The organism is Nostoc sp. (genome assembly GCF_041747015.1).
GTDB lineage: Bacteria > Cyanobacteriota > Cyanobacteriia > Cyanobacteriales > Nostocaceae > Nostoc.
In genome coordinates this window covers 1-24,261 of record NZ_JBGTFY010000001.1, presented here as the reverse complement: position 1 = coordinate 24,261, position 24,261 = coordinate 1, and the positions used below count along the sequence as shown (strand labels likewise).

At 43.0% G+C, this 24,261-nt stretch carries 22 protein-coding genes; 12 read left to right on the top strand and 10 right to left on the bottom strand.

Features of this window, described 5'->3' with window-relative positions:
* Positions 1-6 precede the first annotated feature (6 nt).
* Positions 7-1,206 carry a Coenzyme F420 hydrogenase/dehydrogenase, beta subunit C-terminal domain gene (locus ACEW80_RS00110; RefSeq protein WP_373524636.1) on the bottom strand — a complete coding sequence of 400 codons (1,200 nt, stop codon included), beginning with the start codon at positions 1,204-1,206 and terminating at the stop codon, positions 7-9.
* A 145-nt stretch (positions 1,207-1,351) separates the two neighbouring features.
* Here ACEW80_RS00110 and ACEW80_RS00105 point away from each other — a divergent pair, with 145 nt between their 5' ends.
* From ACEW80_RS00105 to sppA, 9 genes are all read left to right on the top strand, one after another.
* Positions 1,352-1,552: a hypothetical protein gene (locus tag ACEW80_RS00105; protein ID WP_373524635.1), complete on the top strand. Its 201-nt coding sequence runs from the start codon at positions 1,352-1,354 to the stop codon at positions 1,550-1,552.
* A 393-nt stretch (positions 1,553-1,945) separates the two neighbouring features.
* Positions 1,946-2,086, top strand: a complete 141-nt coding sequence (locus tag ACEW80_RS00100; protein ID WP_373524634.1) for a hypothetical protein — start codon at positions 1,946-1,948, stop codon at positions 2,084-2,086.
* A 58-nt stretch (positions 2,087-2,144) separates the two neighbouring features.
* Positions 2,145-2,351, top strand: a complete 207-nt coding sequence (locus ACEW80_RS00095) for a type II toxin-antitoxin system HicB family antitoxin (RefSeq protein WP_292764672.1) — start codon at positions 2,145-2,147, stop codon at positions 2,349-2,351.
* The gene (locus ACEW80_RS00090) at positions 2,348-2,560 is read left to right on the top strand and encodes a type II toxin-antitoxin system HicA family toxin (RefSeq protein ID WP_190911600.1); all 213 of its coding nucleotides are present in this window, start codon (positions 2,348-2,350) and stop codon (positions 2,558-2,560) included. The genes ACEW80_RS00095 and ACEW80_RS00090 overlap by 4 nt, the downstream gene beginning before the upstream one ends.
* 188 nt (positions 2,561-2,748) lie before the next feature.
* The gene (locus ACEW80_RS00085) at positions 2,749-2,976 is read left to right on the top strand and encodes a hypothetical protein (protein ID WP_373524633.1); all 228 of its coding nucleotides are present in this window, start codon (positions 2,749-2,751) and stop codon (positions 2,974-2,976) included.
* Between the two features lie 298 nt (positions 2,977-3,274).
* A complete protein-coding gene (locus ACEW80_RS00080) occupies positions 3,275-3,640 on the top strand; it encodes a hypothetical protein (protein WP_373524632.1) in 366 nt (121 codons plus the stop codon).
* Positions 3,641-4,158: 518 nt separating this feature from the next.
* The gene (locus ACEW80_RS00075; protein WP_373524668.1) at positions 4,159-5,616 is read left to right on the top strand and encodes a glycoside hydrolase 100 family protein; all 1,458 of its coding nucleotides are present in this window, start codon (positions 4,159-4,161) and stop codon (positions 5,614-5,616) included.
* Between the two features lie 53 nt (positions 5,617-5,669).
* Complete coding sequence (fni, locus tag ACEW80_RS00070) at positions 5,670-6,740, top strand: type 2 isopentenyl-diphosphate Delta-isomerase (RefSeq protein WP_373524631.1); 1,071 nt, start codon at positions 5,670-5,672, stop codon at positions 6,738-6,740.
* Between the two features lie 96 nt (positions 6,741-6,836).
* Positions 6,837-8,672 (top strand): signal peptide peptidase SppA, encoded by a 1,836-nt coding sequence (sppA, locus tag ACEW80_RS00065; RefSeq protein ID WP_373524630.1) that lies wholly within the window; start codon positions 6,837-6,839, stop codon positions 8,670-8,672.
* 687 nt (positions 8,673-9,359) lie between these two features.
* On the opposite strand, the gene ACEW80_RS00060 is transcribed toward sppA, so the two are convergent.
* From ACEW80_RS00060 to ACEW80_RS00045, 4 genes are all read right to left on the bottom strand, one after another.
* Positions 9,360-9,767 carry a hypothetical protein gene (locus tag ACEW80_RS00060; protein ID WP_373524629.1) on the bottom strand — a complete coding sequence of 136 codons (408 nt, stop codon included), beginning with the start codon at positions 9,765-9,767 and terminating at the stop codon, positions 9,360-9,362.
* 264 nt (positions 9,768-10,031) lie between these two features.
* Positions 10,032-10,922, bottom strand: coding sequence for a hypothetical protein (locus ACEW80_RS00055; protein ID WP_373524628.1), 891 nt, complete (start codon positions 10,920-10,922; stop codon positions 10,032-10,034).
* Positions 10,923-10,992: 70 nt separating this feature from the next.
* Positions 10,993-11,586, bottom strand: coding sequence for a DUF1517 domain-containing protein (locus ACEW80_RS00050; RefSeq protein ID WP_373524627.1), 594 nt, complete (start codon positions 11,584-11,586; stop codon positions 10,993-10,995).
* Positions 11,587-11,639: 53 nt separating this feature from the next.
* Complete coding sequence (locus ACEW80_RS00045; protein WP_373524667.1) at positions 11,640-13,205, bottom strand: pentapeptide repeat-containing protein; 1,566 nt, start codon at positions 13,203-13,205, stop codon at positions 11,640-11,642.
* A gap of 70 nt (positions 13,206-13,275) precedes the next feature.
* Here ACEW80_RS00045 and ACEW80_RS00040 point away from each other — a divergent pair, with 70 nt between their 5' ends.
* On the top strand, positions 13,276-14,115 hold the full coding sequence (locus tag ACEW80_RS00040) for a prephenate/arogenate dehydrogenase (RefSeq protein ID WP_373524666.1): 840 nt from the start codon (positions 13,276-13,278) through the stop codon (positions 14,113-14,115).
* A gap of 799 nt (positions 14,116-14,914) precedes the next feature.
* Here ACEW80_RS00040 and ACEW80_RS00035 read toward each other — a convergent pair.
* The 3 genes from ACEW80_RS00035 to folK form a co-directional block, all read right to left on the bottom strand.
* Positions 14,915-17,158: an HAD-IIB family hydrolase gene (locus tag ACEW80_RS00035; RefSeq protein WP_373524626.1), complete on the bottom strand. Its 2,244-nt coding sequence runs from the start codon at positions 17,156-17,158 to the stop codon at positions 14,915-14,917.
* 450 nt (positions 17,159-17,608) lie between these two features.
* Positions 17,609-18,157: an NUDIX hydrolase gene (locus ACEW80_RS00030; protein ID WP_373524625.1), complete on the bottom strand. Its 549-nt coding sequence runs from the start codon at positions 18,155-18,157 to the stop codon at positions 17,609-17,611.
* Positions 18,158-18,204: 47 nt separating this feature from the next.
* Positions 18,205-18,738, bottom strand: a complete 534-nt coding sequence (gene folK, locus ACEW80_RS00025; RefSeq protein ID WP_373524665.1) for a 2-amino-4-hydroxy-6-hydroxymethyldihydropteridine diphosphokinase — start codon at positions 18,736-18,738, stop codon at positions 18,205-18,207.
* Between the two features lie 432 nt (positions 18,739-19,170).
* Here folK and ACEW80_RS00020 point away from each other — a divergent pair, with 432 nt between their 5' ends.
* Both ACEW80_RS00020 and psb35 read left to right on the top strand, forming a co-directional pair.
* Positions 19,171-21,441, top strand: coding sequence for a transglycosylase domain-containing protein (locus ACEW80_RS00020; protein WP_373524624.1), 2,271 nt, complete (start codon positions 19,171-19,173; stop codon positions 21,439-21,441).
* Between the two features lie 237 nt (positions 21,442-21,678).
* The gene (gene psb35, locus ACEW80_RS00015; protein ID WP_373524623.1) at positions 21,679-21,906 is read left to right on the top strand and encodes a photosystem II assembly protein Psb35; all 228 of its coding nucleotides are present in this window, start codon (positions 21,679-21,681) and stop codon (positions 21,904-21,906) included.
* 54 nt (positions 21,907-21,960) lie between these two features.
* On the opposite strand, the gene ACEW80_RS00010 is transcribed toward psb35, so the two are convergent.
* On the bottom strand, positions 21,961-22,383 hold the full coding sequence (locus tag ACEW80_RS00010) for a TerB family tellurite resistance protein (RefSeq protein ID WP_373524622.1): 423 nt from the start codon (positions 22,381-22,383) through the stop codon (positions 21,961-21,963).
* A 57-nt stretch (positions 22,384-22,440) separates the two neighbouring features.
* The gene (locus tag ACEW80_RS00005) at positions 22,441-23,880 is read right to left on the bottom strand and encodes a 16S rRNA (cytosine(967)-C(5))-methyltransferase (protein ID WP_373524664.1); all 1,440 of its coding nucleotides are present in this window, start codon (positions 23,878-23,880) and stop codon (positions 22,441-22,443) included.
* Positions 23,881-24,261 lie beyond the last annotated feature (381 nt).

Sequence of the window (24,261 nt, the reverse complement as noted above, 5' to 3'; positions counted from 1 at the left end):
GTGATACTACTCCGGTAACTTATACTGCCCAACAATCCGTTTAGCAAACTCCGGCACATGCGCCTCTAACTTCTCTGGATAATTCCGCTTCACATACAAATAATTCCGAGTAAAGTGCGAATCAATCGAAAACCGCGCATATTCTAAACCCTTTGGCCCGATTTTCTCGATCACCACACCCATCAGTTTTGCTGCCCACATCGGCAGAGTCACCCCTTTATCGTAAGCGGGAATACTTTGCTGTACAGCTTCCTTCCGGTTCCCCTTAGACATTACTGGCTGTGTGTCTAACTGGTCTTTCACCAAATCTAGCATTTCTTTACCAGTGTCATTTCTAACTACAATCCACTGCCAACCGAAGGGCGCGCCCATATAACCAACGACTAAATCGGCTAGGGAGTTGACGTAATCAAAGCAACTCATACAAGATGGGGCAAAAACATCTTTGAGTTGGTTTGTTTTCAAGCCAAAGAAAGGCACGGTTTCTGATGAGCCATCCTCATGCTTGAAGTGAACCCGGAAGTCTTGCATGAACTCGTAATGTACAACTGTATCAGGCGATCGGCTGGTGGTTTCTAAGAATTTTTGCAGTCCGGCGCGGTTAACATTATCTACGCAGGGCGTACCCAAAACATACAGCTTTTCTAAGCCTAGTTGTTTTTCTACGGCTCGTAATGCCTGAATTTGGCAACCAACACCAATTACTAATAGTCGCTTCATACCCGATTTTTCTACCTGTTCCAATACGGAAAGGTTCGGGGAAAGTGTTGGTTTATTTACCCGCGCTGCTAGTATTTCTTCTGGGGTACGGGCGATGACGGGCATGGGTTGAAAGCGATCTTCTTTGGTGTTCTGCACGCAGACAACACCTTCAACTATGCCGCGATTGAGCATTTCAATGGCAATGCTGCTAACAATCCCCGTCCATTGTGCGCCTTCTATGGGCTGTTGTTTTCGCGCTGCGATCATGTCTTGATGAACACCAAAGTAGAGTTCATCGGGGTTGTCAAGATCGCGCGATCGCCTGTGTGTTTCTTCTTCAAGTTCACCTATTTGTTGATTAATAAAAGCGCACGCTTCCTTGACATAGTGAATATAGTATGTATCGCATAGTCCGCACTCGCTACAGAGTTCTTTCGCAGGGCGGCGGCTGGTAGGTTTGAGGGCTTTAGCTTTTTTGTGCTTGCTAGAATCAACTGAGGTCATATAAATTTTTTGTTTTATTTTAAGAATCGCTTTTATTACAATACCTTCACTGGCTATGAACTTCACGATAGAGATTCAACAAGCACGATAAAGAGCATTAGTTGAGCAAGCTATAATTTGCTTAGAGTAAAGGTGATGTATCCTTATGCTGACGCTTGAGCAAATTGAGTCCGCGATTCTTCAACTGCCACCCAACGAGTATCAGAAGCTCATTCAATGGTTTGCTGATTTAGACTATCAACGGTGGGATGAACAATTAGAGAAAGACATTGCTGATGGCAAACTGGAAGCTTTTGCACAGGAGGCGATCGCTGAGTTCGAGGCGGGAAACTGTCGATCAATTTGATGCATTACACAACTCATCGTTTTTGGGAACGTTACAATATTCTGCCTGAAGAGGATCATTTTTTTGTGCTTGCTAGAATAAACTTTTGATGTTTTTAAGCAAATCAGCATCTTTTTAGTATTAACTTTATAATTTATATTAAGTACAAATTTGGTAAACACTAATGTTGCAATCCATTGAAGGAGTGTATAACAACGGTAATATACAACTTTCAGAATTACCATCTGATGTATCGTATCAGAAAGCCGTATTATTGTAACTTTTGCCGAAGCTGTTTGGATTGTTGAAAGAGGAAGAACATCTATTCCTTCTGCCAAGAATTTACTTTTAGCAGTTGAATCTGATCCGCGTGTGGTAATTTATCCACTTGACAAAGATGTAATTGAAACAACTATGAGCTTATCCGCTATTAATGAAATGCACGATAGACAAATTACAGCAACTGCGCTAGTTTTAGCAAGTAAAGGTGATGAAGTGCAACTATTAACCTGTGACTCAAATATAACCGCATCAGGATTAGTTCCGATTATTTAGCAATGATTTAGCAAAGCTTTTTGTAGGAATCGTTTTTATTACAATACCTTTACTGGCTATGAACTTCACGATAGAGATTGAACAAGAAGAGGATGGACGCTTTTTAGCTGAAGTGATTGGTTTTTCTGGTGTACTGGCTTATGGACAGACACGAGAGGAAGCAGTTGCTAGAGTTCAAGCATTAGCTCTGCGTGTGCTAGCAGATAAGCTGGAACATGGAGAAGTAACTCCAGAGCTAGTCAGCGTTTCATTTGCCGCAGCATGAGTGAGTGGTCTAGCACAAAAGCAAAGCGTGTCCTAGCTGCTTTGCTGCGTATTGGTTGGGAAATTAAACGCCAGTCAGGTTCGCATAAAATTCTGACACGCCCTGATTGGGCTGATTTTGTGTTTGCCTTTCACGATGGTCAAGAGATTGGGCCTCGGATGTTAGCAAGAATTGCCAAAGTGACAGGTTTAACACCTGAAGATTTGTGATCGCAGTTTGAATTTTATAAAAATAAGCTTGGTTAATTTGAGTATTTTGGCTTTTTCTACTTTACGAAAAGTTCATTCAATATTTCAGTAAAAGTACAAATGTGATCATAAAAAATATTTTGTTACTTTTGTTATAAATCTATTAACTTGAAGAAGCTTTTAGACTAAATAATACAGGAAATAAACAAATGCTAAACCCTGATGACTCTACGGCTATTATAGGTGCTATTGCAGCTGCTTCATCTGCTGCTGCTAGTCTAGGCTCAATTACACTAGCTACAGTTACTTCTACCGCTCCTGGAATTTTAGGTGTTTTGGGATTTACAACAACGACGGTTGTAGCATTGCCAGCAGCAGCAATTGTAGCCACAGTGGGACTTGCTGTTTTTGGAGTAACAACAGTCCTTTGTAACTAAGCTGTAGATGGTAAAAACTGGTCAAATATTATAGATAGCCCTTCAGGGAATTTACTGGAGGGTATTTTGTATTCTCAAAAGACTTTATCTCAACTATTCAGGACTTACGCAAACAATAACTGAAAAGAATGATTTTTAGGTATTGTTCTGGGGTTTTTCTTGGGTATATTTTCTCAACTAACCTAATAAGAGTTTTAGATATTTGCGGAATTTTCTGATGCTATCGTAAATTTTGTTACTTAATATGAGGAAGTTAGCTTAAGTAATTTATCAACATTAAAGTTAAGACACAACTGCCATGCAATCTATATTTCAGAATGCCAAAAGACTAATTTCAATTTGCTTACTTACACTGCTCATAGTGACTAGCGCTCTGACGATTTCACCTGCTCCAGCTCAGGCACTAGGAGATTTCAATGTAGAAATTTTTAAGTGTGAGTCAGAATGTGGCAATATGACGGCATTTGCTGCGGGGGTGGCCTCAGGTAGCGCGGTAACACTTGCTGCCGGCAGCGGTGGAAGTTTAGAAGCAGTGGCTGTAGCTGCAATTGGACACGCAGCCATAACAGCAGCAGCTCCAGTAGTAGTTCCACTAGCGGTAACAGCAGTTGTTAGCTATGGTGCACATCGCTTGTGGAAAGCCCATCGGAACAGCCAGCCATAGCCTTCGACCTCATTAATTGCAACGGTGTGCAGGATTAAATACTAAACTTTGCACAAGACCTCTGAGACAAATATTATTTTTAGCCCTTTGGTAAACTTATCGAAGGGCTTTCACTATTTAAAAACCTGCTGTACCTCTTCTTTCTTCCTCAGTGTTCTCTGCGCCTCTGTGGTTCGTTTCTCCTCAATCTCCACAAATAAACTATTAGAGAAACTCAAGGGCGTAGGCGCAGCCCAACCTAGGCATCGCTCCTCTCACTACACCCACTACATTTATTGAATGCAGACATTGGTGCAGTAAGTTACAGTTTTTTACATATAAGAAGTTGAAAATATTATATACATTCCAAAAAGAAAAGGAATAAATAACTGAGTAATTTACCAATGTTAACTGATTAATTTTTCTCCAAATTATACTTGCTATTCCAAGAATTGTTTTTGTTATGATCAAAATAGCAAAAAGCACAAATGAACACGCATCTACCACAAATTCACGATCTAAATGGAGTTATTCTGGCGATGCAGCTAAACGAATTTGAAACTACTGAAAATATATCTAAAGAAGTAGAAGAAGCCTGGGAAGCACTAGAAAAAACAATACTCTACTATCAAGGGCGTCCGGTTGGCACTGTAGCCGCTTATGATGCATCTGTAGAGGCGCTTAATTATGACCAGTGCTTTGTTCGGGATTTTGTCTCTGCGGGTCTAATTTTTCTGATCAAAGGCAGAAAAGATATTGTTCGCAATTTCTTAGAAGAAACCTTAAAATTACAACCTAAAGAAAGGGCATTAGATGCCTATAAGCCTGGACGTGGATTAATACCAGCTAGCTTTAAAGTTGTATCAGACAATGGGCAAGAATATTTAGAAGCAGATTTTGGTGAACACGCGATCGCTAGAGTTACACCTGTAGATTCTTGCCTATGGTGGATTATTTTATTACGTGCTTATGTAGTCGCCACAGACGACTTTTCTTTAGCCTATCAACCTGAATTCCAAAATGGCATCAGGTTAATCATGGAAATCTGCCTAGCGAACCGTTTTGATATGTACCCAACGCTGCTGGTTCCAGATGGTGCTTGTATGATTGATCGTCGTATGGGCATTTATGGGCATCCTCTAGAACTACAAGTTCTTTTTTACACGGCATTGCGTGCATCTCGTGAACTGCTAATTTGTCAAGGGAATAATGATATTGTTGCAGCCATTGATAACCGTTTGCCTCTTTTATGTGCTCATATTCGCCAGCATTATTGGATAGATATTAATCGCCTAAATGCAATTTATCGCTTCAAAAGTGAAGAATATGGCAAGGCTGCTGTTAATCTGTTCAATATATATGTAGATTCTGTTCCCTATTATGAATTAGATAAGTGGCTGCCAAGAAAAGGTGGTTATCTAGCAGGTAATGTCGGTCCGTCGCAGCTAGATACTCGCTTCTTTTCACTCGGAAACTTAATGGCAATCATTTCAGATTTAGCTACCGAAGAACAGTCACAAGCGATTATGACTCTCATTGAGGAACGATGGGAAGACTTGGTGGGAGATATGCCCATGAAAATTTGTTTCCCAGCTTTGCAAAATGAAGAGTACAGAATTGTAACTGGATGTGACCCCAAAAATATCCCCTGGTCGTATCATAATGCTGGTAGTTGGCCAGTCTTAATGTGGATGTTGGCGGCGGCGGCTGTGAAAACTAATAAAACAAGTCTTGCACAAAAGGCGATTGAAATTGCCCAAACACGCCTTAGTGAAGATGAATGGCCAGAGTATTACGACGGCAAGAAAGGGCGACTGATTGGGAAACAAGCTAGGAAATATCAAACTTGGACAATTACTGGGTTCTTATTAGCAAAAGAACTGATGGCAAATCCTAGTTATTTACCATTAATCAGCTTTGGGAAATTACCAGCAGAACAGGTTTCTAGAGCGTGTGAGTTTGAAATTGCCAGTCTAGATGGGTCTATGACTCGATAGCAAATATACAATGTAACAATAGCGATCGCAAATACTTTGAGTCATACCCACCAGTGAATGCCCCTACCAACATCTTTGCCCAAACTCAGAATCGCAAAGCAGATCATATTCGCATCTGCCTAGAGGAAGATGTGCAATGCCATCAAATCACCAATGGACTAGAACACTATCGCTTTACCCATTGTTGCTTACCCGAACTAGACTTTGACGACATTGATATCACTACAACTTTCCTGGGAAAACGCCTTGGCGCACCCCTGTTAATTTCTTCCATGACTGGGGGAACGGAACAAGCAGGAATGATTAACCAACGCTTGGCCCAAGTCGCACAACATTACAAAATTGCAATGGGTGTTGGTTCCCAGCGAGTAGCTGTAGAAAAACCCCAGGTGGCTGATACTTTTGCTATTCGTAAGTATGCTCCTGATGTTCTTCTATTTGCCAATTTGGGCGCTGTGCAACTTAACTATAAGTACGGTTTAGATGAATGTTTGCGCGTAGTTGATATGCTAGAGGCTGATGCTCTGATTTTACACATTAATCCCCTACAAGAGTGCATTCAACCTAAAGGTGATACTAATTTTAAAGGGTTACTTGACAAAATTCATAATTTATGCCATCAAATGCCAGTACCAGTTATTGCTAAGGAAGTTGGTAATGGCATTTCAGCAGCGATCGCCCAGAAACTCATGGCTGCTGGGGTAGCGGCAATTGATGTCGCTGGTGCGGGTGGTACTTCTTGGGCGAAGGTGGAAAGCGAACGAGCCAAAAATGCCTTGCAACGTCGCTTAGGAAAGACATTTACCGATTGGGGTTTACCGACGGCAGAGTGCATTACAAGTATTAAAGCGATGTCTACGACGGGGGTAGATGCAGCACCAAATGTCCCCTTGATTGCTTCGGGGGGGTTGCGTCATGGATTGGATGTGGCAACAGCGATCGCCTTGGGAGCAGATATAGCTGGTTTAGCAATGCCTTTCTTGCAAGCAGCAGCAGCATCAGAGACAGCAGTTGCCGAACTGGCTGAAGTGTTAATCGCCGAAATCACCACAGTATTATTCTGCACTGGCAACGCCACGTTGTATCAGTTACAGCACTCTGGTAGTTTGCAACGCATAGAATAAATAAATAGGTTATTAGTCACTTGTCCTTTGTCATTTGTGAATGACAAAGGGCAAATGCCCAATGCCCCATACCCAATGACCAATGACTAATGACCAATGACTAATTTTATCAAACAAACTTTTGCTAGTTTAGTTGGCACCTTACTAGGACTAATTATTTTTGCTGGTTTAGGAACCACTGGACTGTTCTTGCTGATATTGGCTGCTACTTCCTCTAAAGATCCTGGGCCAAACGTGAAGGATAAGTCAGTGCTGGTTTTTGACTTGTCGATGAAAATTACTGATAGCGAACCTAGTTCAGGCGAACTGTTTCAAAACACAATATCAGGTGTGGATGATGAGAGAATGGCACTCCGCAAAGTTGTGGAAACTTTGGAAAAGGCGCGGCGCGATCCGCGAATTGTCGGAATCTATCTAGATGCAACACGTACAAGCGAATCTAGTAACGTTGGCTATGCCTCCCTTAAAGAAATTCGGAAAGCGCTGGAGGAGTTTCGCGCTGCTGGTAAAAAGATTGTCGCCTATGGTAGCGATTGGAGTGAAAAGGAATATTACGTTTGTTCAGTGGCAGATTCCATCATTCTTAACCCTCTAGGAATGATGGAAGTCAACGGTTTGAGTTCACAACCAATGTTTTTAACGGGAGCATTACAAAAATATGGCATTGGTGTTCAAGTCGTGCGAGTGGGGAAATTTAAGGGAGCTGTTGAACCGTTTATCCTCACAAAGCTGAGTCCAGAAAACCGCGAACAGACTCAGAAGTTATTGGATGATGTTTGGGGAGAGTGGCGCACTGCTGTCGGTACAAGTCGGAAAATTCAACCTGACAAGTTGCAAGCGATCGCTGATAATCAAGCGCTACTGGAAGCAACACAAGCCAAAACCAACGGTTTAGTTGATCAAATAGCATACCCCGATCAAGTGGTGACTGACCTCAAAAAGTTGACAGATAGCGACAAAGAAGACAAAACATTTCGGCAAATTAATCTGAATAACTACGCAGAAGTTCCCGGCAAAGCTTTCGGTGTAGAACGCAACTCCAAAAATCAAATTGCCGTTGTTTATGCTGAGGGCGAAATTGTCGATGGTAAAGGTGATGATGGGCAAGTAGGAGGCGATCGCTTTGCGAAAATCTTCAACAAATTGCGACAAGATAAAGATGTCAAGGCAGTCGTATTGCGAATTAATAGTCCTGGTGGTAGCGCTACCGCATCTGAAGTCATGCAGCGAGAAGTTAAATTAACTCGTGAGGCGAAACCAGTTGTGGTGTCGATGGGTGATGTCGCCGCCTCTGGTGGTTACTGGATTGCTAGCGACTCTAACCGCATTTTTGCAGAACCAAATACCATTACAGGCTCTATAGGGGTATTTGGGGTGCTATTTAATGGGCAAAAACTGGCGAATGATAATGGCATCACCTGGGATTCAGTGAAAACCGCCCGCTATGCTGATAGTCAAACAGTTTCACGTCCGAAATCGCCCCAAGAGTTAGCCCTTTACCAGCGCAGTGTTAACCGAATTTATAATATGTTTCTAAATAAAGTTTCTCAAGGTCGGAAACTCCCAGAACAAAAAGTGGCAGAAATTGCCCAAGGACGGGTTTGGTCGGGTGTGGCGGCGAAGGAAATTGGTTTAGTAGATGAAATTGGCGGGTTGAATAGTGCGATCGCCTATGCTGCCAAACAGGCGAAACTAGGAGAAGACTGGGAATTGCAAGAGTATCCCCGCACTAGCAGCTTCGGAGAACGCTTTTTTGGGCGTGCAACTGAAGAGGCGCGGACTGCTTTAGGGATTGAGGGGGTGCAACTCAAACAATCCAATCCTCTCGCCGCTGAATTCCAGAAGTTGCAACAAGAAGTAGAGATTCTGCAAAAGATGAATGATCCACAGGGAGTTTATGCCCGTTTGCCTTTTAACTTGAAAATTGAGTAGAAGCATTTGCAGGTTATGTCTGTGTAGTCAGCATGAATAAATTACACAAACAAAAAAAATGACCGCTACAGATGTAGTAGTCTGTCAAGAAATAATTGACGGATAGATTCCCTGTAGAGACGGCGATTTATCGCGTCTCTGGCGTGTATTTCACAGTAGTACAACTCGGTAGGACTTACGCACTGTACAAATTAACCGTGATGTGAATTAAGAAAAATAGGTCGTTTCAGGCTTTTATTAATTATCCTTATGATGCCTACGGCGGTAAACTACGTAAATAGATCACGCTGTAGGGGTTTAGCAATGCTCATTGGTGTCAACTTAAGCTCAAACACTAGAATTTATCGTCGTTTTAGATCCCCCAACCCCCTTAAAAAGGGGGCATAAGATTCTAGTTCCCCCTTTTTTAAGGGGAGCCAGTCGCTCAGAGGGGGTTTCCCCCATGAGTGACTGGCGTGGGTTAGGGGGGATCGAAAAGCTAGGCGGTACATGGAAAAATTTTCACTCTTCTTATCAGAGTAAGCTTTCAGGTTAAGTTGACACCTATGAGCAATGCTAAACCCTTACGAAAGATGTGGCTTTCAAGCACATCCATATTTGGTATTTTTTGTCAATGCGTAAGTCCTACTCGGAATACTGTCAGCGTTTTTCTGGTGTACTTCGGATGGTGGAGACTTCTGCAAACTGTTAATCTTGCGATTCCTCAGAAACAGATTCGGTTTCTGGTTCGGTTTCGATTTCTGGTTCGGTTTGGACAGGGGCTGGAGGTTTAGCGGGTTTTGGTCCACGCGCTAGTGCAGGATTACCCTGGTGCCTATTTTCATCACCAAAAGACGCTTTCCTTCCTGTATCAGACGAGCGATTATGGCTTGGTTTTGAGGTATTGGGTTTAGATTCAATAGAAGGCTTGGATTCAATAGAAGGTTTAGATTCAATAGAAGGTTTGGATTCAATAGAAGCTTTCAATTTAATAGAAGGTTTGGATTCAATAGAAGGTTTGGATTCAATAGGAGGTATAGAATCCAAATTTTCGGAATTATTGTCAGTACTTGCTTGTGACTGACGTTCCGATTTCTTGATCGGGCGTTCTACCATTGTTGATTTTTGTAAATTTATTTATATAATACATCGGTTTGGTGACTATCAAACTGTTGACTAGTATTTTTAAAATAATTTTTTGTTAAACTTAAAAACACTATGCCAGTAATTATAAGTAACAAAGATTTTAGCTGATGCGATGTCTACGATGGTCACTGAGTCATAAACAGAAATCGGAGGGTTTGCTTATTACCCTCCGATTTCTTTATGTAATACACTACCTTTAATTCTTAGGCAGTCTATCTTAGAATTTGAAATTTATTAACGGCGTCTGCTGCCGAAACCACTTGAGCGGCGAGGTGCTGAACTACGCCCACTGCCAAAACTACTACCAGAATTGCGTCTGGTAGTGCTGGAGTTCCCAGAAGGTCTAAGTTGACTACTACCAAAACCAGAACCAGAAGGACGGTTATTAGTTGTAGTGTTACGGGGTGTAGTGCGTACAGTTGAGTTACCAGGATATGACCTTCTAATTGTCCCTGTATTGCGGAACGCAGTGCGATTTGTCACGGCTGCGGGTGGCGCATTGTAGCGAGTTTGATAGTTTTGAACTGCTTGACCATAGCTTCCGCCATATCCACCGTAGCCAGTCATTAGTCCTCCTTGTTGATAAGCAGGGGGTACGTAGTATTGCGGTCTAAATAACATACTACCAATTGCTTGACCCGCCAAGCTACCAGCCACAGACCCAGCAAACGGTGCCCAAAAGCTATTTTGTTGACGCACTACAACCGTCTCTTGTTGTCCTGTTTGAGGATTGGTTTTATTCTCAGTAACGTTGTGGACATACTCAATTTTAAAGTCTTCCGTCAGATATAAAATCGGCTGTCCATTTTCTACTTTCAGATAAGTCTTCTTACCTTCCTTGATTTCAGCATCAGTTAACCGGGCCATTTGCAACTTTTCTGTTGCAAAGGTTGGGGGATTATTGTTCAGTAAAAACAGGCTGTACTCACCACTTGCATCGTCATAAGTAGCTTGTTGTATTTGATACTGACCGTCACTTAATTTGGTGTTAGTAGAGGTTTGGCTAACATTCTTAGCTGGAGGGGTAGTGGTATTTTGCTCTCCTGCCCCACAGGCTACAGTTGTCAGGCACAAACTCATAGCTAAAAAAACGGCTGTAAATTTACGCACTATGGTCATGATCATTGGATTATTGTCCTATCTTTGAGCTTAACAATTTATCGAGGTAAGTAGTAAGTAGGGACTACCCAACACATTACAAAGGAATCAATTCTGGGTAATATTGCAAGAGCTGATCGCTAGTGAGTTCATCGCCTAACTGTGCTGGCGAGAAATGCACTTGGATTGCCTTTAATCTATGTTTATAATGCAAATTTATCAATGCTTTCAATCCTTCCTTGAGTGCCTGAATGTTAGAAAGGTCAGTTTCTAACTCTGGTACTTCTCCTTCATAAGCTACTGTAAGCATCACAATGACGTTACGGGTTACAGGAATAGATAAAGGTTCATTCAATCCAGAGGCAGAACTGTAATCTGGTTCACTGAGATATCTTTGGGCAGAGTCAGTAAATAATTCATTTACGTAGTCTCCCGCCTCGCCTTCTTCCCAAAATACATCACCTTCGTTGGCAGATGAAAGCCAGTATTCATCGTATTGAAGCAGGGTTTGGCTAATTTCTACTAATTTTTCTCCCAAAACTTCTAAGTCGCCATCGGCATCGATCGCATCTCGTCCAGCACTATTTAATACTCCCAAAATTGGTGCTACTTCACCTCCCCCTAAATGCAGAAATAGCCGAAAGACCACATAGCGAGTTCGACCGATCATTTTATTAAAGGTATCGCGCATTTTTCCTCCAAAATTTCATTTTTGTCATTTGTATAATAACCAATGCCCAATACCTAATGACTAATATAATGAAAACCTTTAATAAAATCCATAACCATATTTAACGAAGGCAATCTATATTTTGTTGATTCACTGGATATATCATCATAAGCTGAAGCTTTTATAGCAGAGCGATTAATAAATCTTTTACCAAAATTGGGATTGTCATGCACAATCAAGGTGCGGGTGCTAGAATTCGTTAAAACTATTTGAGTTGGGGCTTTACAAAAATTTAACTTTGCAGCTACTTCGATGTTTTTCTTCATCTGTTTAATTCTTGTAACCTGACTGATGGCTTGCTCTACAAGAATATTTAATTGTTTCACCATCTGGGGCGATTTTAAATCTTGGTTTGCCACAACTTCACTATTAATCATTTCCAGCATATTGGAAATATTCTTTTGGGTAGATGCCGCATCTAAAAAAGGCAGAATCGTAATATAAGCAGTGGGAAATAATGCTTCATCGCTATCTACATAAAAGGTGAAAACAGTTCGACGACGACCACTTTCTATACTTGGGGGTTGTTTTAGTCCCCGCCATTCCTGAGCAATTTGGTAGTAAGCGCCAGCAAGGGCAAAGTTAGCATCATGTTCTATGGCTGAATCAACAATAATCCGGATTGTTGGTGGTGTTTCGTTAAAAAAATCTCGTGAGTCTTCTGAATGGAACTTTTGGATAATGGAGCGATCGCCTGTCGGGCTAAGATCAACCCATTCACAAATCATGCCTTCGGTTTTTAAACCAAATCTGGAGGTGGCATAAACTTTTGCCCCAGTTAAAGTTGCTCCTGTTAGGTCAGCACCAATCCATTCTGCTTTAATTAATTTTGCCTGAGTTAAATCGGCGTGAATTAAAATTGTATTTGTTAAATTGGCATTGCTTAAATCTGCGCCAGTTAAATTAGCCCCGCTTAATTTTGCGTTACTCAAATCTGTCCACTGGAGATTTGCGCCGCTCAAATCTGCCCAACGGAGGTTCGCCCCGCTCAAATCTGCTCCGCTCAAGTTAGCATGGCTGAGATTCGCTTGTCTGAGTTCGGCATTTCGCAAATTTGCACCGCTAATGTCAGAACGACTGAGGTCAGTGGCGTTTAAGTTAGCCATCTCTAAGTTAGCTCCCGTGAGAAAACTGCCTCTCAAGACAGCCTCACTCAAGTTAGCATGACGAAGATTCGCTTGGCGGAGTGTCGCCTCTCGCAGATCGGCACCGGTGAGGTCAGCCTCCAATAAGTCGGCGCTACTGAGGTCAGCGCGAATTAACTCGGCGCGGATCAAAGTAGCTCCTCTAAGTTGAGCGTGACTAAGATCCGCTCGAATCAAATTAGCAACGTTGAGACTAGCGTTGTTCAAGATGGCGTTAGATAAATTTGCCCCACTGAGTCTAGCTACATTCAGCTTGGCATTGCTTAAGTTGGCTTCACTCAGATTCGCGCCACTTAGGTTAACTATACTCAAATTGGCATTGCTAAGATTTACGCCACTTAATTTAACCCCACTAAGGTTAGCTTCCGCGAGGTCAATACCACTAAAGTCCAAGATTCCTGCCGCATATTGTTCCAGTAATTCCTCTACAGTCATCGATGCTACCCCTTGGATGCCAACTTTAATAGTTGGTAAAGTCATAAAAAACGGAATGTCAAAATCAAAAATGAATATTGGGATTTTAGGATTGGGACTGATAGGCGGATCTTTGGGTTTTGATTTGCGATCGCAAGGACATCATATCTTAGGAGTCAGTCGCCGTGAATCTACTTGTGAAAAGGCAGTTGCCCTCGGCAGCGTTGATCAAGCATCAGTTGATCTAAGCTTATTGGCAACCGCAGAGGTTGTATTTATTTGTACACCCCTAGCCCTTATTGTGCCCCAATTGGAGCAGTTGATCGCTCATTTGCCTGTGACTACGGTGGTGACTGATGTGGGCTCGGCAAAAGCAGAGATAGTCAAGGCGATTTCGCCTCAATGGAGGAATTTTATCGGCGGTCATCCAATGGCGGGAAGAACAGAGAGTGGGATAGAAGCAGCACAACGGCATTTATTTGTTGGTAAGCCTTATGTATTAACACCAATAACTACAACACCAACCACTGCAATTACAATTGTCGAAGATATTGTGCGATCGCTTGGGGCGACTATCTATCATTGTCAACCTGAGCAACATGACTACGCTGTTAGTTGGATTTCCCATTTACCGGTGATGGTTAGTTCCTCGTTGATTGCTGCTTGTTTGAGTGAAACTGACCCCGATGTTTTGCAATTAGCCCAAAAGTTAGCTAGTTCAGGTTTTCGGGATACCAGTCGTGTAGGTGGTGGCAATTCCGAGTTGGGCGTGATGATGGCGCGGTATAATCGTCAAGCATTACTGCGATCGCTTCAACAGTATCGTCATCATCTCGACGAGTTGACTAACATAATTGAGCAGGAAAATTGGGCAGTTTTAGAGGAGAAGTTGAAATTAACGCACCAAGCACGACGTAATTTTGTTAAGTAAAAAAATGATATTGGTGTCAACTTTAAGCTAAAAGCCACTCTAGAACAAGCTTTTATCTCGTTCCTAGTCTCCGACTGGGAACGCCTTAATTGAGGCTCTGCTTCCCTGATTGATCAGCAGCATTTCCAGACTAAAGCTGTAAACAAGGTTTTAAAGCAATACAGTAAGGAAGAAATGCTTAACTGAACTGTATTGCCCTAGACCTGCAACTCTTCTTTTTGACTTAGACCGCTCCCGTTACAACAGATACCGCTCCCGTTACAAGGTAGACCGCTCCCGTTACAACAGATACCGCTCCCGTCACGAGGTAGACCGCTCCCGGTACAACAGATACCGCTCCCGTTAGAGTAATCCAAGTAAAAAAATGCTAATTGTCATTGCATTCGCCCTACAGCCCTTCTCCTAAGGGAGACGCTACGCGAACGGGCATCCTACGGCAGGCGTTCCCGTAGTGGAAGTCGCAATGAGAGGCTTTGGATCTATCGAAACAGAATTCAGGAGTCAATACGGTTTGGATAAGACTTGATCCCCCCAACCCCCCTTAAAAAGGGGGGACTAAGAATAGCTCTATTTCCCCCTTTTTAAGGGGAGCCACTGCGGTCTTCTCCCCTTGGGAGAAGACCGCACTTTGCGCAATCCCCCACTGATAGCGAAGCGTTAACGAGTCCGCGTTCGCGCAGCGTCTCGTAGAGAGCGTCTTGATTCTGACCGGAGGCGGAGCGTCTCCGGCTCCGCTTCTGACTTCTGAATTCTTCTTCAATTATTCTTCCTCCTCTCTGAGTCGCGCCAGTTGCTACAACTAGGGAAACCCGCGCAATGCACTAGCTTCTCTCTGCCTCTGTGGTTCGTTCAATATCTCAGACTGAGATTGAGACAGATTGCCAAAAAAATCATAGTAATCTAACGCTTCCAAAATTCCCCAGGCATTTTGTCCTTGAGCAAAATAAATTTGTGGACAGCCCCGTAACTTTTCGATTTCTTTGCTGTAATTTCCAACTACAACTGCCAGTGTATTGCCAGCCAACATTGATTCATCATTACCAGATGCCCCTGCCACTAAAAACCGTTTCACGGGTAATCCCCATTTCAAAGCAACATAACGAATGGCATCTCCCTTAGAAGCCCGGATAGGCACTAAATCAAGATATCTACTATGGCTGTAAATTCCTTTGACGGATAGCTGCTGCTGACGCAGATGGCGGATGATTTCCCGGTAGGTAGGCGATTTGTCTGTATCAACAAAGTAGCTGATCTTAAACTTGCCTTGAGTCTCTGGTGGCTGCAATTCAACTCCGGGTATATCCTTCATCGCTTCCCGAATTGCCTCAGGTTGCCAATTAGCTCTAATGTGTCTTTGCCAACTTGTGTCTGTTACCACCTGAGGCCCATAATAAATTTCACTGCCTGTTGATGTAATTAGCAAGTCCGGCATCGGGAAACGCCACTCTTCCAACATACTCAAGGTACTTTCTAGGCTTCGACCTGTGGCAATGCCAACTCCGGTTGTGTGTCCTTCGTCATGGATGCGCTGAATCAACTTGTGCAGTGCTTCTTGGTTCCCCAATAATGTGTTGTCAATTTCAGCTACAAGGAAGCGGTCAGCTGTTGGCAGGCGGTTAGTATCAGGTACGTTCCAGTCTGGATGTTCGACTGCTGGAGATTCGCGCAGAGGACTGAGGAAAGATTGAACTTGTCGTTTTGGAAATAGACGTACTTTCTTTAGATACTGCTCGACATGACTATCCCAAGAGAAATGTTGGCAGACGTTAACCATGCCATTGCTAGACCAGGTTTGCCATTGTTCTTTATCTGTCAAAGTTGTTCGCAGTGCATCTTGGATTTGTTTAATGTTTAGAGGATCAATCAGCAGACCATTCTTACAAGCTGATATGATATCTTGTGGTCCGCCGTCAGATGTAGCAATGATTGGTACACCAGATGCCGCAGCCTCAATCAAGGTCAGTCCAAATGGCTCTGTTAGCGCTGGATTGATGAAAACTCCTCGTGTTTTAGCTGTCAGCCGATATAAGTCAGGCACATCTTCAGAGTTATGATGTTTGGGATAGGCAATGTAACCATAAAGGTCATAGCGATCAATTAATTGCAAGATTTCTATAAACACCTGGCGTGGGCCAGATTCCATCGTCATAATGTCTTCTCGTTTTCCTAACACAAGTACCAGGTTTGCCAGGTTACGTAGTTCAGGATCTTCGCCATAAGCTTTGATCAGACTACTCACATTTTTACGAAAAGCCGGGCGAGAAATCGCCATAATTATGGGCTTTTGAGGATCTTTGAGAAACCGCTGCAATTGCTGGTAAATGGGTGGATTCTGCCAATCCTCTGGTGCTGGGTAAAAATGCTCTAGAGTAACACCAGGAGGAATCACTACCATCCGTTCAGGTTGATATTGGTCGTAAACGCTGTACTGCTGCTCAACTTCTTGATTAGTACTGGCGATGACTAGTGCTGCACTGGCAAGTGTGGTTTCTTCGGCATCAATGCGTGTACTAATGTGAAAGTGATCTTCAATAACTTCCAGTTTAGTTCCCTGTTCTAGTAATCGTTGCTGCTTAATGCGTCCCAGGGAGTGACCAGTATGGACAAGCGGCGTTCCTAACCAGCCAGCAACCCGACAGCCTACATATCCAGCGTCGGCATAATGTGTGTGAATAACATTTGGGATTTTTCCAACTTTGCGAATGTATCTGAGCAATTCATCTGCAAAGGTATCTAAATACGACCAGAGAACTTCTTTGCGAAGGTAGCGACGTGGGCCACAGGGAAGGCGAATAATTTGAGCTTTGTCTGTGAGAATTTCTATCGGTTGAGCGTAGTCTTGGCTGGTTTTTGGATCGTTCACTAAACGAGTTACCAAATCAACTCGTTCTACTTGTGGGTTTTTGGCTAATGTACAAGCAAGTTCGACTACATATTTGGTTTGTCCACCTGTGTCAGCATCTTTTCCTAACTCCATATTCTGTCCCCTGATTAAGCCATGAACACTGACCAGTAAAATATACAACCCTGGACTATGTGACATCGTGTCTTCCTCAGTAATTTACTGTATACACTTGCGATTTCTATGTTCCTTGCACCGAATGACCGTTGATTTTTACAGGTCAACATCCATACATATGGAGCAGTGCTACATCCTTGTCAAATAAACATCTGAGTACATCAAAAAATAAGGCAGTGTCAATACTTTGTTAGGTTTAAATCAATCTCAATGACCAAAATTAATTATTTATCATCATCAGCAACAAAGTTAACTCCAGATTATAAAATAGGCTCATTTTATCAGTAATGGACGTAGCGATCGCAGCTTGTAGTAAAAACAAACTATGGGTTTTTTTGTGGATTTCTGCTTTGGCAAATGCCCCGGAAAAACTGAATATTCCAAGTAATTATTTATTAAAGAAAGTACATCTCATCAACATATTCAAAGCCTGCACCTAAGTATGTGCGCGCTAACTCTAGCAGCATATTGCGATTAAACTAAAAACGGACGCGCTAGAAAAAAGCTCGATATTGATTTAGCATCTACTGGCTCTCCCTGAAGAATAGCTTTCTCCAGTTCTTCGGGAGTCATAAATACAGTTTCAATATCCTCATCTCCATCTTGGGCGGGTGGTGTCTCCAGCTTTGACAAATCTTGAGCGAGAAAAGCATAAATAATCTCATCAGAATAACCTGGAGCTAGGAAAAACTCACCTAATTTATCCCATTTTTGGGCGCTATAGCCAGTTTCTTCTTGAATTTCACGCTGTATTGTCTCTAGGGGATCTTCATTTGGTTCCACAGTTCCCGCCGGAAATTCTAATAGCCGTCCCTGAACTGCAAAACGGTACTGGCGCACGAGTACAAGTTTTCCTTCTGGTGTCACTGGTACAGCTAGAGCGCCACCAGGATGACGAATACACTCCCATTCGCCTTCTGCTTTATTGGGCAAACGCAAGCGATTAACTTCAAAATCAAACTTGCGTCCTTTATAAAACAAGCGTTGTTTCAGCAGTTGTGGTAATTCTCTACCTAATGGCATAGTAATATTTGACTATCTGTAACTACAGAGGTGAAATCAGTGTTTTTCTACGTTAAATGTACGTCAGAACAGTCTACCTCTTTGAGCAGTTCTTTAATAACACACTTAGAAACTGGTTCTATCCAATCTGGGGCAATTTCTGCTAGTGGCACTAACACAAAAGCCCGCTCCCGCATTCTGGGATGGGGAATCTGGAGGTTTGGTGTATCCAGGATTAAGTCATGATATAATAACAAATCTAAATCTAGGGTTCGCGGTCCCCAACGTTCCTGACGAACACGCCCAAATTGCTCCTCAATTTCTAATAAAGCTGCTAATAACTGCTGGGGTAGAATTTCTACTTGCAATATGACGCAGCCATTTAAGTAATCTGGTTGCGGTGGTCCCAAGGCTTTTGTTCGATACCAACTGGATCTGGTTTCTAAGAAAATACCTGGCGTTTGGGCTAAAGTCTCTATAGCTGCTTCTAAAATTGTCCTTGAATCACCTATATTACTACCAAGGGCAAGGGCGCTTCTTGCAGGCTTGGCTACAGCTATGTCTGCCGCCCCTCGCCACTCTGAACTTTTCAGGATGGGCATCACACCCGTCCTCAGCAAACCGTTTTCAGGCTGTTCTTGCGGATACTTCGCCGCACCTGTTTCAGAAAATGTCAATGGACTTTATATTCCGAATAGTTATCAAAATTGCAGTGTTTTTACAAAACTAAATTAACTGAATCTAAAAAACATTATTTGATGAAGAATTTAGTTAATTATTTATAGGATATTATACTAACACACAGGGCTGCGCTAACCTTAAAGCTAACTTATAGTGGTTATGTGATTACTATTTTGAGTGCAGAACCGATTTGATAAAACTTACCTTGTGGTTCAAGGGAAGATCAACTAATTTGACTGACTCTCACAAGAAAAAACGATGATAACCGCCTGGTCATCATCAACACAAGAAATTTACAAATGAAAGCTTACCACCAGCACATCTGGCATAGGCGAGGCAATTAACTAAGTAAAATGAAAATCTTACCATCTAGGATGACAGCCAATCTGGCAAATAATAATAAACCACTTTATCGTCGCATATGGTTGTGGGCAAGCTTGGGTGTAGGTGTAGGTGGTGGGATAGTTGCCTTGGTTTACGGCATTGGTTTAATAGATCGCACTTTGCCAGATAAAGCTGAACTCAAAGCCGTGATTAGAGAGCAAACACTGACCATCAAAGCTGCTGATGGCACCATATTACAACAACAAGGTGAAGCGACTAGAGAACAGTTAAAGCTGGAGCAAATACCAGATAATTTAAAAAAAGCTTTCATCGCCTCAGAAGATAGAAGATTTCAGCAACACAACGGAGTTGATCTTCAAGGGATTGCCAGAGCGAGTTTGAATAATTTGCGATCGCAAGGTGTGGTAGAAGGTGGTAGTACCATCACCCAACAGCTAGCGCGGATTCTCTTCTTAAAACAAGAACAGACAGTCTGGCGCAAACTCAAGGAAGTCCGTCTCGCCCAAAAAATCGAGTCAGAATTAACCAAAGATCAGATTCTAGAGCGTTACCTAAATCTGGTTTATTTGGGAGCTGGAGCTTACGGTGTGGCAGATGCAGCCTGGGTATATTTTAGTAAATCGCCAAATCAACTTTCCCTAGCAGAAATGGCAACGATTGCCGGACTAGCTCCCGCCCCCAGCTTGTACGCCCCAGACAAGAATCCAGCATCTGCCAAACGGCGGCGGGACTTAGTATTACAACGGATGCAAGAAGATAAAGTAATTACACCAGAGCAAAGGCGAGAAGCAATCCAAGAACCGCTAACCCTCAAAAGCAGTTTACCCAAGCGAATGCAAGTACAATCACCCTACTTTACTAGCTACATCCAGAAGGAATTACCGAAGTACGTTTCCTCTGATGTGCTAGCAAGTGGGGGTTTAGTAGTAGAAACCACGTTGAATCCAACTTGGCAGAAGGTGGCAGAAGAGGCTGTAGCTAAAACACTGCGAAATCAAGGACGCTGGGAAAACTTTAAGCAAGCAGCTTTAGTCGCTGTTGACCCCCGCAACGGTGAAGTTAAAGCAATGGTTGGGGGAAAAGACTTTGGTAAAAACCAGTTTAATCGCGTTACCCAGGCACAGCGGCAGCCAGGATCGACATTTAAAGGGTTTGTCTATGCCACTGCGATCGCTAGCGGTAAAAGCCCCTACGATAGTTACCAAGATACACCCTTTGTTGTAGATGGCTACGAACCGAAAAATTATAGTGAAAACTTCCGGGGTTCAATGAACATCCGAGATGCCCTTACTCGCTCTGTTAATATTATTGCGGTAAAGGTGTTGATTGATGTAGGATTTAAGCCAACGATTAAACTTGCCCATGATATGGGGATAAAATCTGAACTCAAACCCACCTATTCCTTAGCTCTGGGATCAAATGAAGTAAATCTTCTAGAATTGACCAGCGCTTACGGCAGCTTTGCAACTCTTGGATTGCACAGAGAGCCTTATGGTATTCGCCGCATCATTAACCGTCAAGGTAACGTGATCTGGTCAGCTAAATTTCAGTCTAAACGCGCCCTTGACGCTGACAGTGCCGCCATCATGACTTGGATGTTACGCAACGTTGTCGAAGGAGGGACTGGTGCTGCTGCCCAATTAGGTAATAGACAAGTTGCCGGCAAGACTGGCACCTCCGACGAAGCCCGCGATTTGTGGTTTATTGGCTACATTCCCCAGATGGTGACAGGGGTTTGGCTAGGTAACGATGATAATCGCCCCACATACGGCAGCAGTAGCAGTGCCGCTTACACTTGGCATGAGTTTATGGAAAAAGCGGTAAAGGGGATGCCTGTAGAAAAGTTTCCCAAACGACCCAAGTTAGAAGGTCGCAAAGGCACCATTAAAGCCCAGGCTATTAAGCCCAAACAAGTGATCAATCGTTCTATCTCTTCTGATGATGACTCAGAAAGTGTTAGAAATTCTGAGGATAGCGGTTCATCTAGGAGACGGAGAAGAAGATATTCTCAAGAAGAACAGCAACCAGAAAATTATACCCGAAGACGGAGAAGGCGCGATGCCTACGGCGGGCTACGCCTACGCACCGAAGAATCAAGTTCGAGTAACTCTTCTTCAGAATCATCTCGTCCACGGCGGCGCTCTAGAAGAAGAGTAGAATCTGATTCTCCCCCGCCTCGAAGAAGTCGGCGCTCTTCTCCTCCCGCAAATAGTTCCGGTTCTTCTGGTTCTTCATCATCACAGCCATCGTGGCGGGATAGACTTAGACCTCCTCAGTAATTGGGCATTGGGCAAAACAGTTCCGAGTTCCCAGTTTTGAGTGCTGAGTAAAGAAATGAGATTCCCCACTCATTACTCAGCACTCCTGAAGGGCATTAGTTATTCTCTCTTGTCCCCCTTGTCTTCTTGTCCCATGCCCCCTGCCTCTTTTGTTAAATTAAACTCTAGGGGGATGTTAAGTGATACGCTCATTTTATAGTGTGTCAAGTAGTGTTACTTAACATTGGAGAAGATAATATGCATATATTCATGCAGGCAGCAGATTCAGTCGCAACAGGTGGTAATCATTTTCCCTTGGCTTTTACCTTGGTGTATGTCGTTGGTTTTATTGCTGCTGTAACCATTGGTTCAATAGCTTGGTACAACTCGAAACGCCCCGCAGGTTGGGAAAGCAAAGAGCGTCCTGATATTGTGCCTAAAGTTGATAAAGAAGAAACTCCGGGTCTGGGTGAACCGAAGTCATAATTTAGTCATTAGTCATTAGTCATTAGTCATTAAACTATAGACTTTTGACTATGATTAGTTTTGCACTTCAACCCAACGACGGTAAAGCTTTTGAATTTGTTTAAGCAGTACAGTGTGAGGTGGTTGAGTTGAACCATTCGGCTTTGCTATATCCTGCAACTTTGTCAGAAGTCTAGCTTCTTCGATCGCAACATCACCATCACTATAAATTAAGCCACTGATGGCTTCAATCAGATTTTCACAATCTTCAATACTGGGGCGATCGCCTAAATACTCCCGCACCCACTCATAGCACTCTTTTGGCTGTACAGGAACTAATTCTTGCAACCAAGGTTTAATCTCTGGATCGCTAGCCAAACCCTTTGCTTGAGCGATTTCACGTAGATATTGCCGTTCTTCTGGTTGGATTTTGCCATCGATCCAGGCTGCTCCAATCAATATTTTAATTAAGTTTTTCACATTTGAATCAGTCACCATTGCTGCCTCCTCTGGTAGATTCAGACCTCCACCAAATCGTACAATCCTAAACAGTATTCACTCGGAATTGTTGGTTTTTCTTAAGCGCACCATAAAAAAGCCATCCATGTCCTGTCGATGAGGCCAAACTTTAAACCAACCTTGAGGTGTGATCTGAGCGCAATCAGGTAACTCAACGCTGCTGGTAGACTCAACTTGCCAATCTGGTGACTCAGCTAAAAATGCCGCAATCACTTGTTCATTTTCTGCTGGATGCAATGTACAGGTGGCATAAACTATTACACCACCAGGTTTTACAAAACTTGATGTATGTGTTAACAATTCTTTTTGCAGCCTTGAAAGTTCCCGGACAGATTCTGGTGTTTGTCGCCACCGTGCATCAGCATGACGGTGCATAGTTCCCAAGCCAGAACATGGAGCATCTAATAATACGCGGTCGGCGGTGTTTTTAAATTGACCTAAGTTGCGGCTGTCGCCAGTGTAAATTTGAATAGATTGTAAACTTAAGCGTTGATAATTTTCTTGAAGTTTGCGAAGACGAGAAGCAGTGTGATCGCATGCCCAAATTTTCCCCTTATCTGCCATTAACTCGGCAATGTGCGTTGTTTTACCTCCTGGTGCAGCACAAGCATCAATTACCACTTCACCTGGTTGGGGGTCGAGCAAATGACTTACCAATTGGGCGCTACTATCTTGTACAGTCCACCAACCTTCGCCAAAACCAGGTAGTTTTTGAATTGACCCAGCGCTACCAATCAATCGTAAAGCTTGGGGTAAATAAGGAACGCGCCTGACCAAAATACCAGCAGATTGCAACGCCATCTCAACTTCCTCGATTGAAGTGCGAAGTGGGTTGATCCGCAAATCTATTGTTGGAGATTGGTTCATCCATTCACACAGTTGCTCTGTTTCAGCTAGACCGAGTTGTTCTAACCACACCTGAATAATCCAGTCAGGAAAGCTGTGTAAAATACCCAAGCGTTCCACCGGGTTTTCTGGGAGTTGTAACGGATCAAATTGGGGATTGGGGATTGGGCATTGGGGAAGTAACAATGAATTTTTCTCCTCTGCCCCCTGCCCCCTGCCCCCTGCCTCTTTGTCCCCCTGCGCTTCTGCTGTTCTCAGATACTGGCGCAATAGACCGTTAACAAAACCCGTAAGTCCAGAAAAACCATTTTCTTTAGCGAGTTGGACGGTGGTATTAACAGCAGCCGAGGCGGGAATCCGCTGTTGATAGCGCAGTTGGTAAAAGCCTAGATGCAAGATGGTGCGGAGGTCTTGTGGTTGTTGGTGAGATTTCTTTTTGGCAAATTGATCAATGAGAACATCGAGGGTACGCTGCCTTCTGACGCTGCCATAAACCAATTCTGTTACTAAACGGCGATCGCTATCAAGCAAATTAACTTTTTGCAGCACTCTGTCTAGGGCAACATCAGCATAAGCTCCCTTATGAACATCTCGCAGGGCAACAAATGCTACTTGACGGGGGTTTGTCAAATCGATGTTTTTTACGCCAATATCAGACAAAGTAATCTTACCAAAGCTTAAACAATCAATAACAATTGTAAGCGATCGCTTTACAGGATGAATGAACAAGTCTAATTTATTACTCGTTGCATTGAGTGACAACTTTGTTGCATCAACTGACAACTTTGTTGCATCAACTGACAACTTTGTTGCATCGACTGACAACTTTGTTGCATCGACTGACAACTCTGTTGCATCGACTGACAACTTTGTTGCATTGACTGACAACTCTGTTGCATCGACTGACAACTTTGAAAAAGCGATCGCACACCTTAAATCAAACCCTACAACGTTAGAGGATGTTTGAAAAGTATTAGGCTGTGATTTTACACATTTATAGATCCCCCCTAA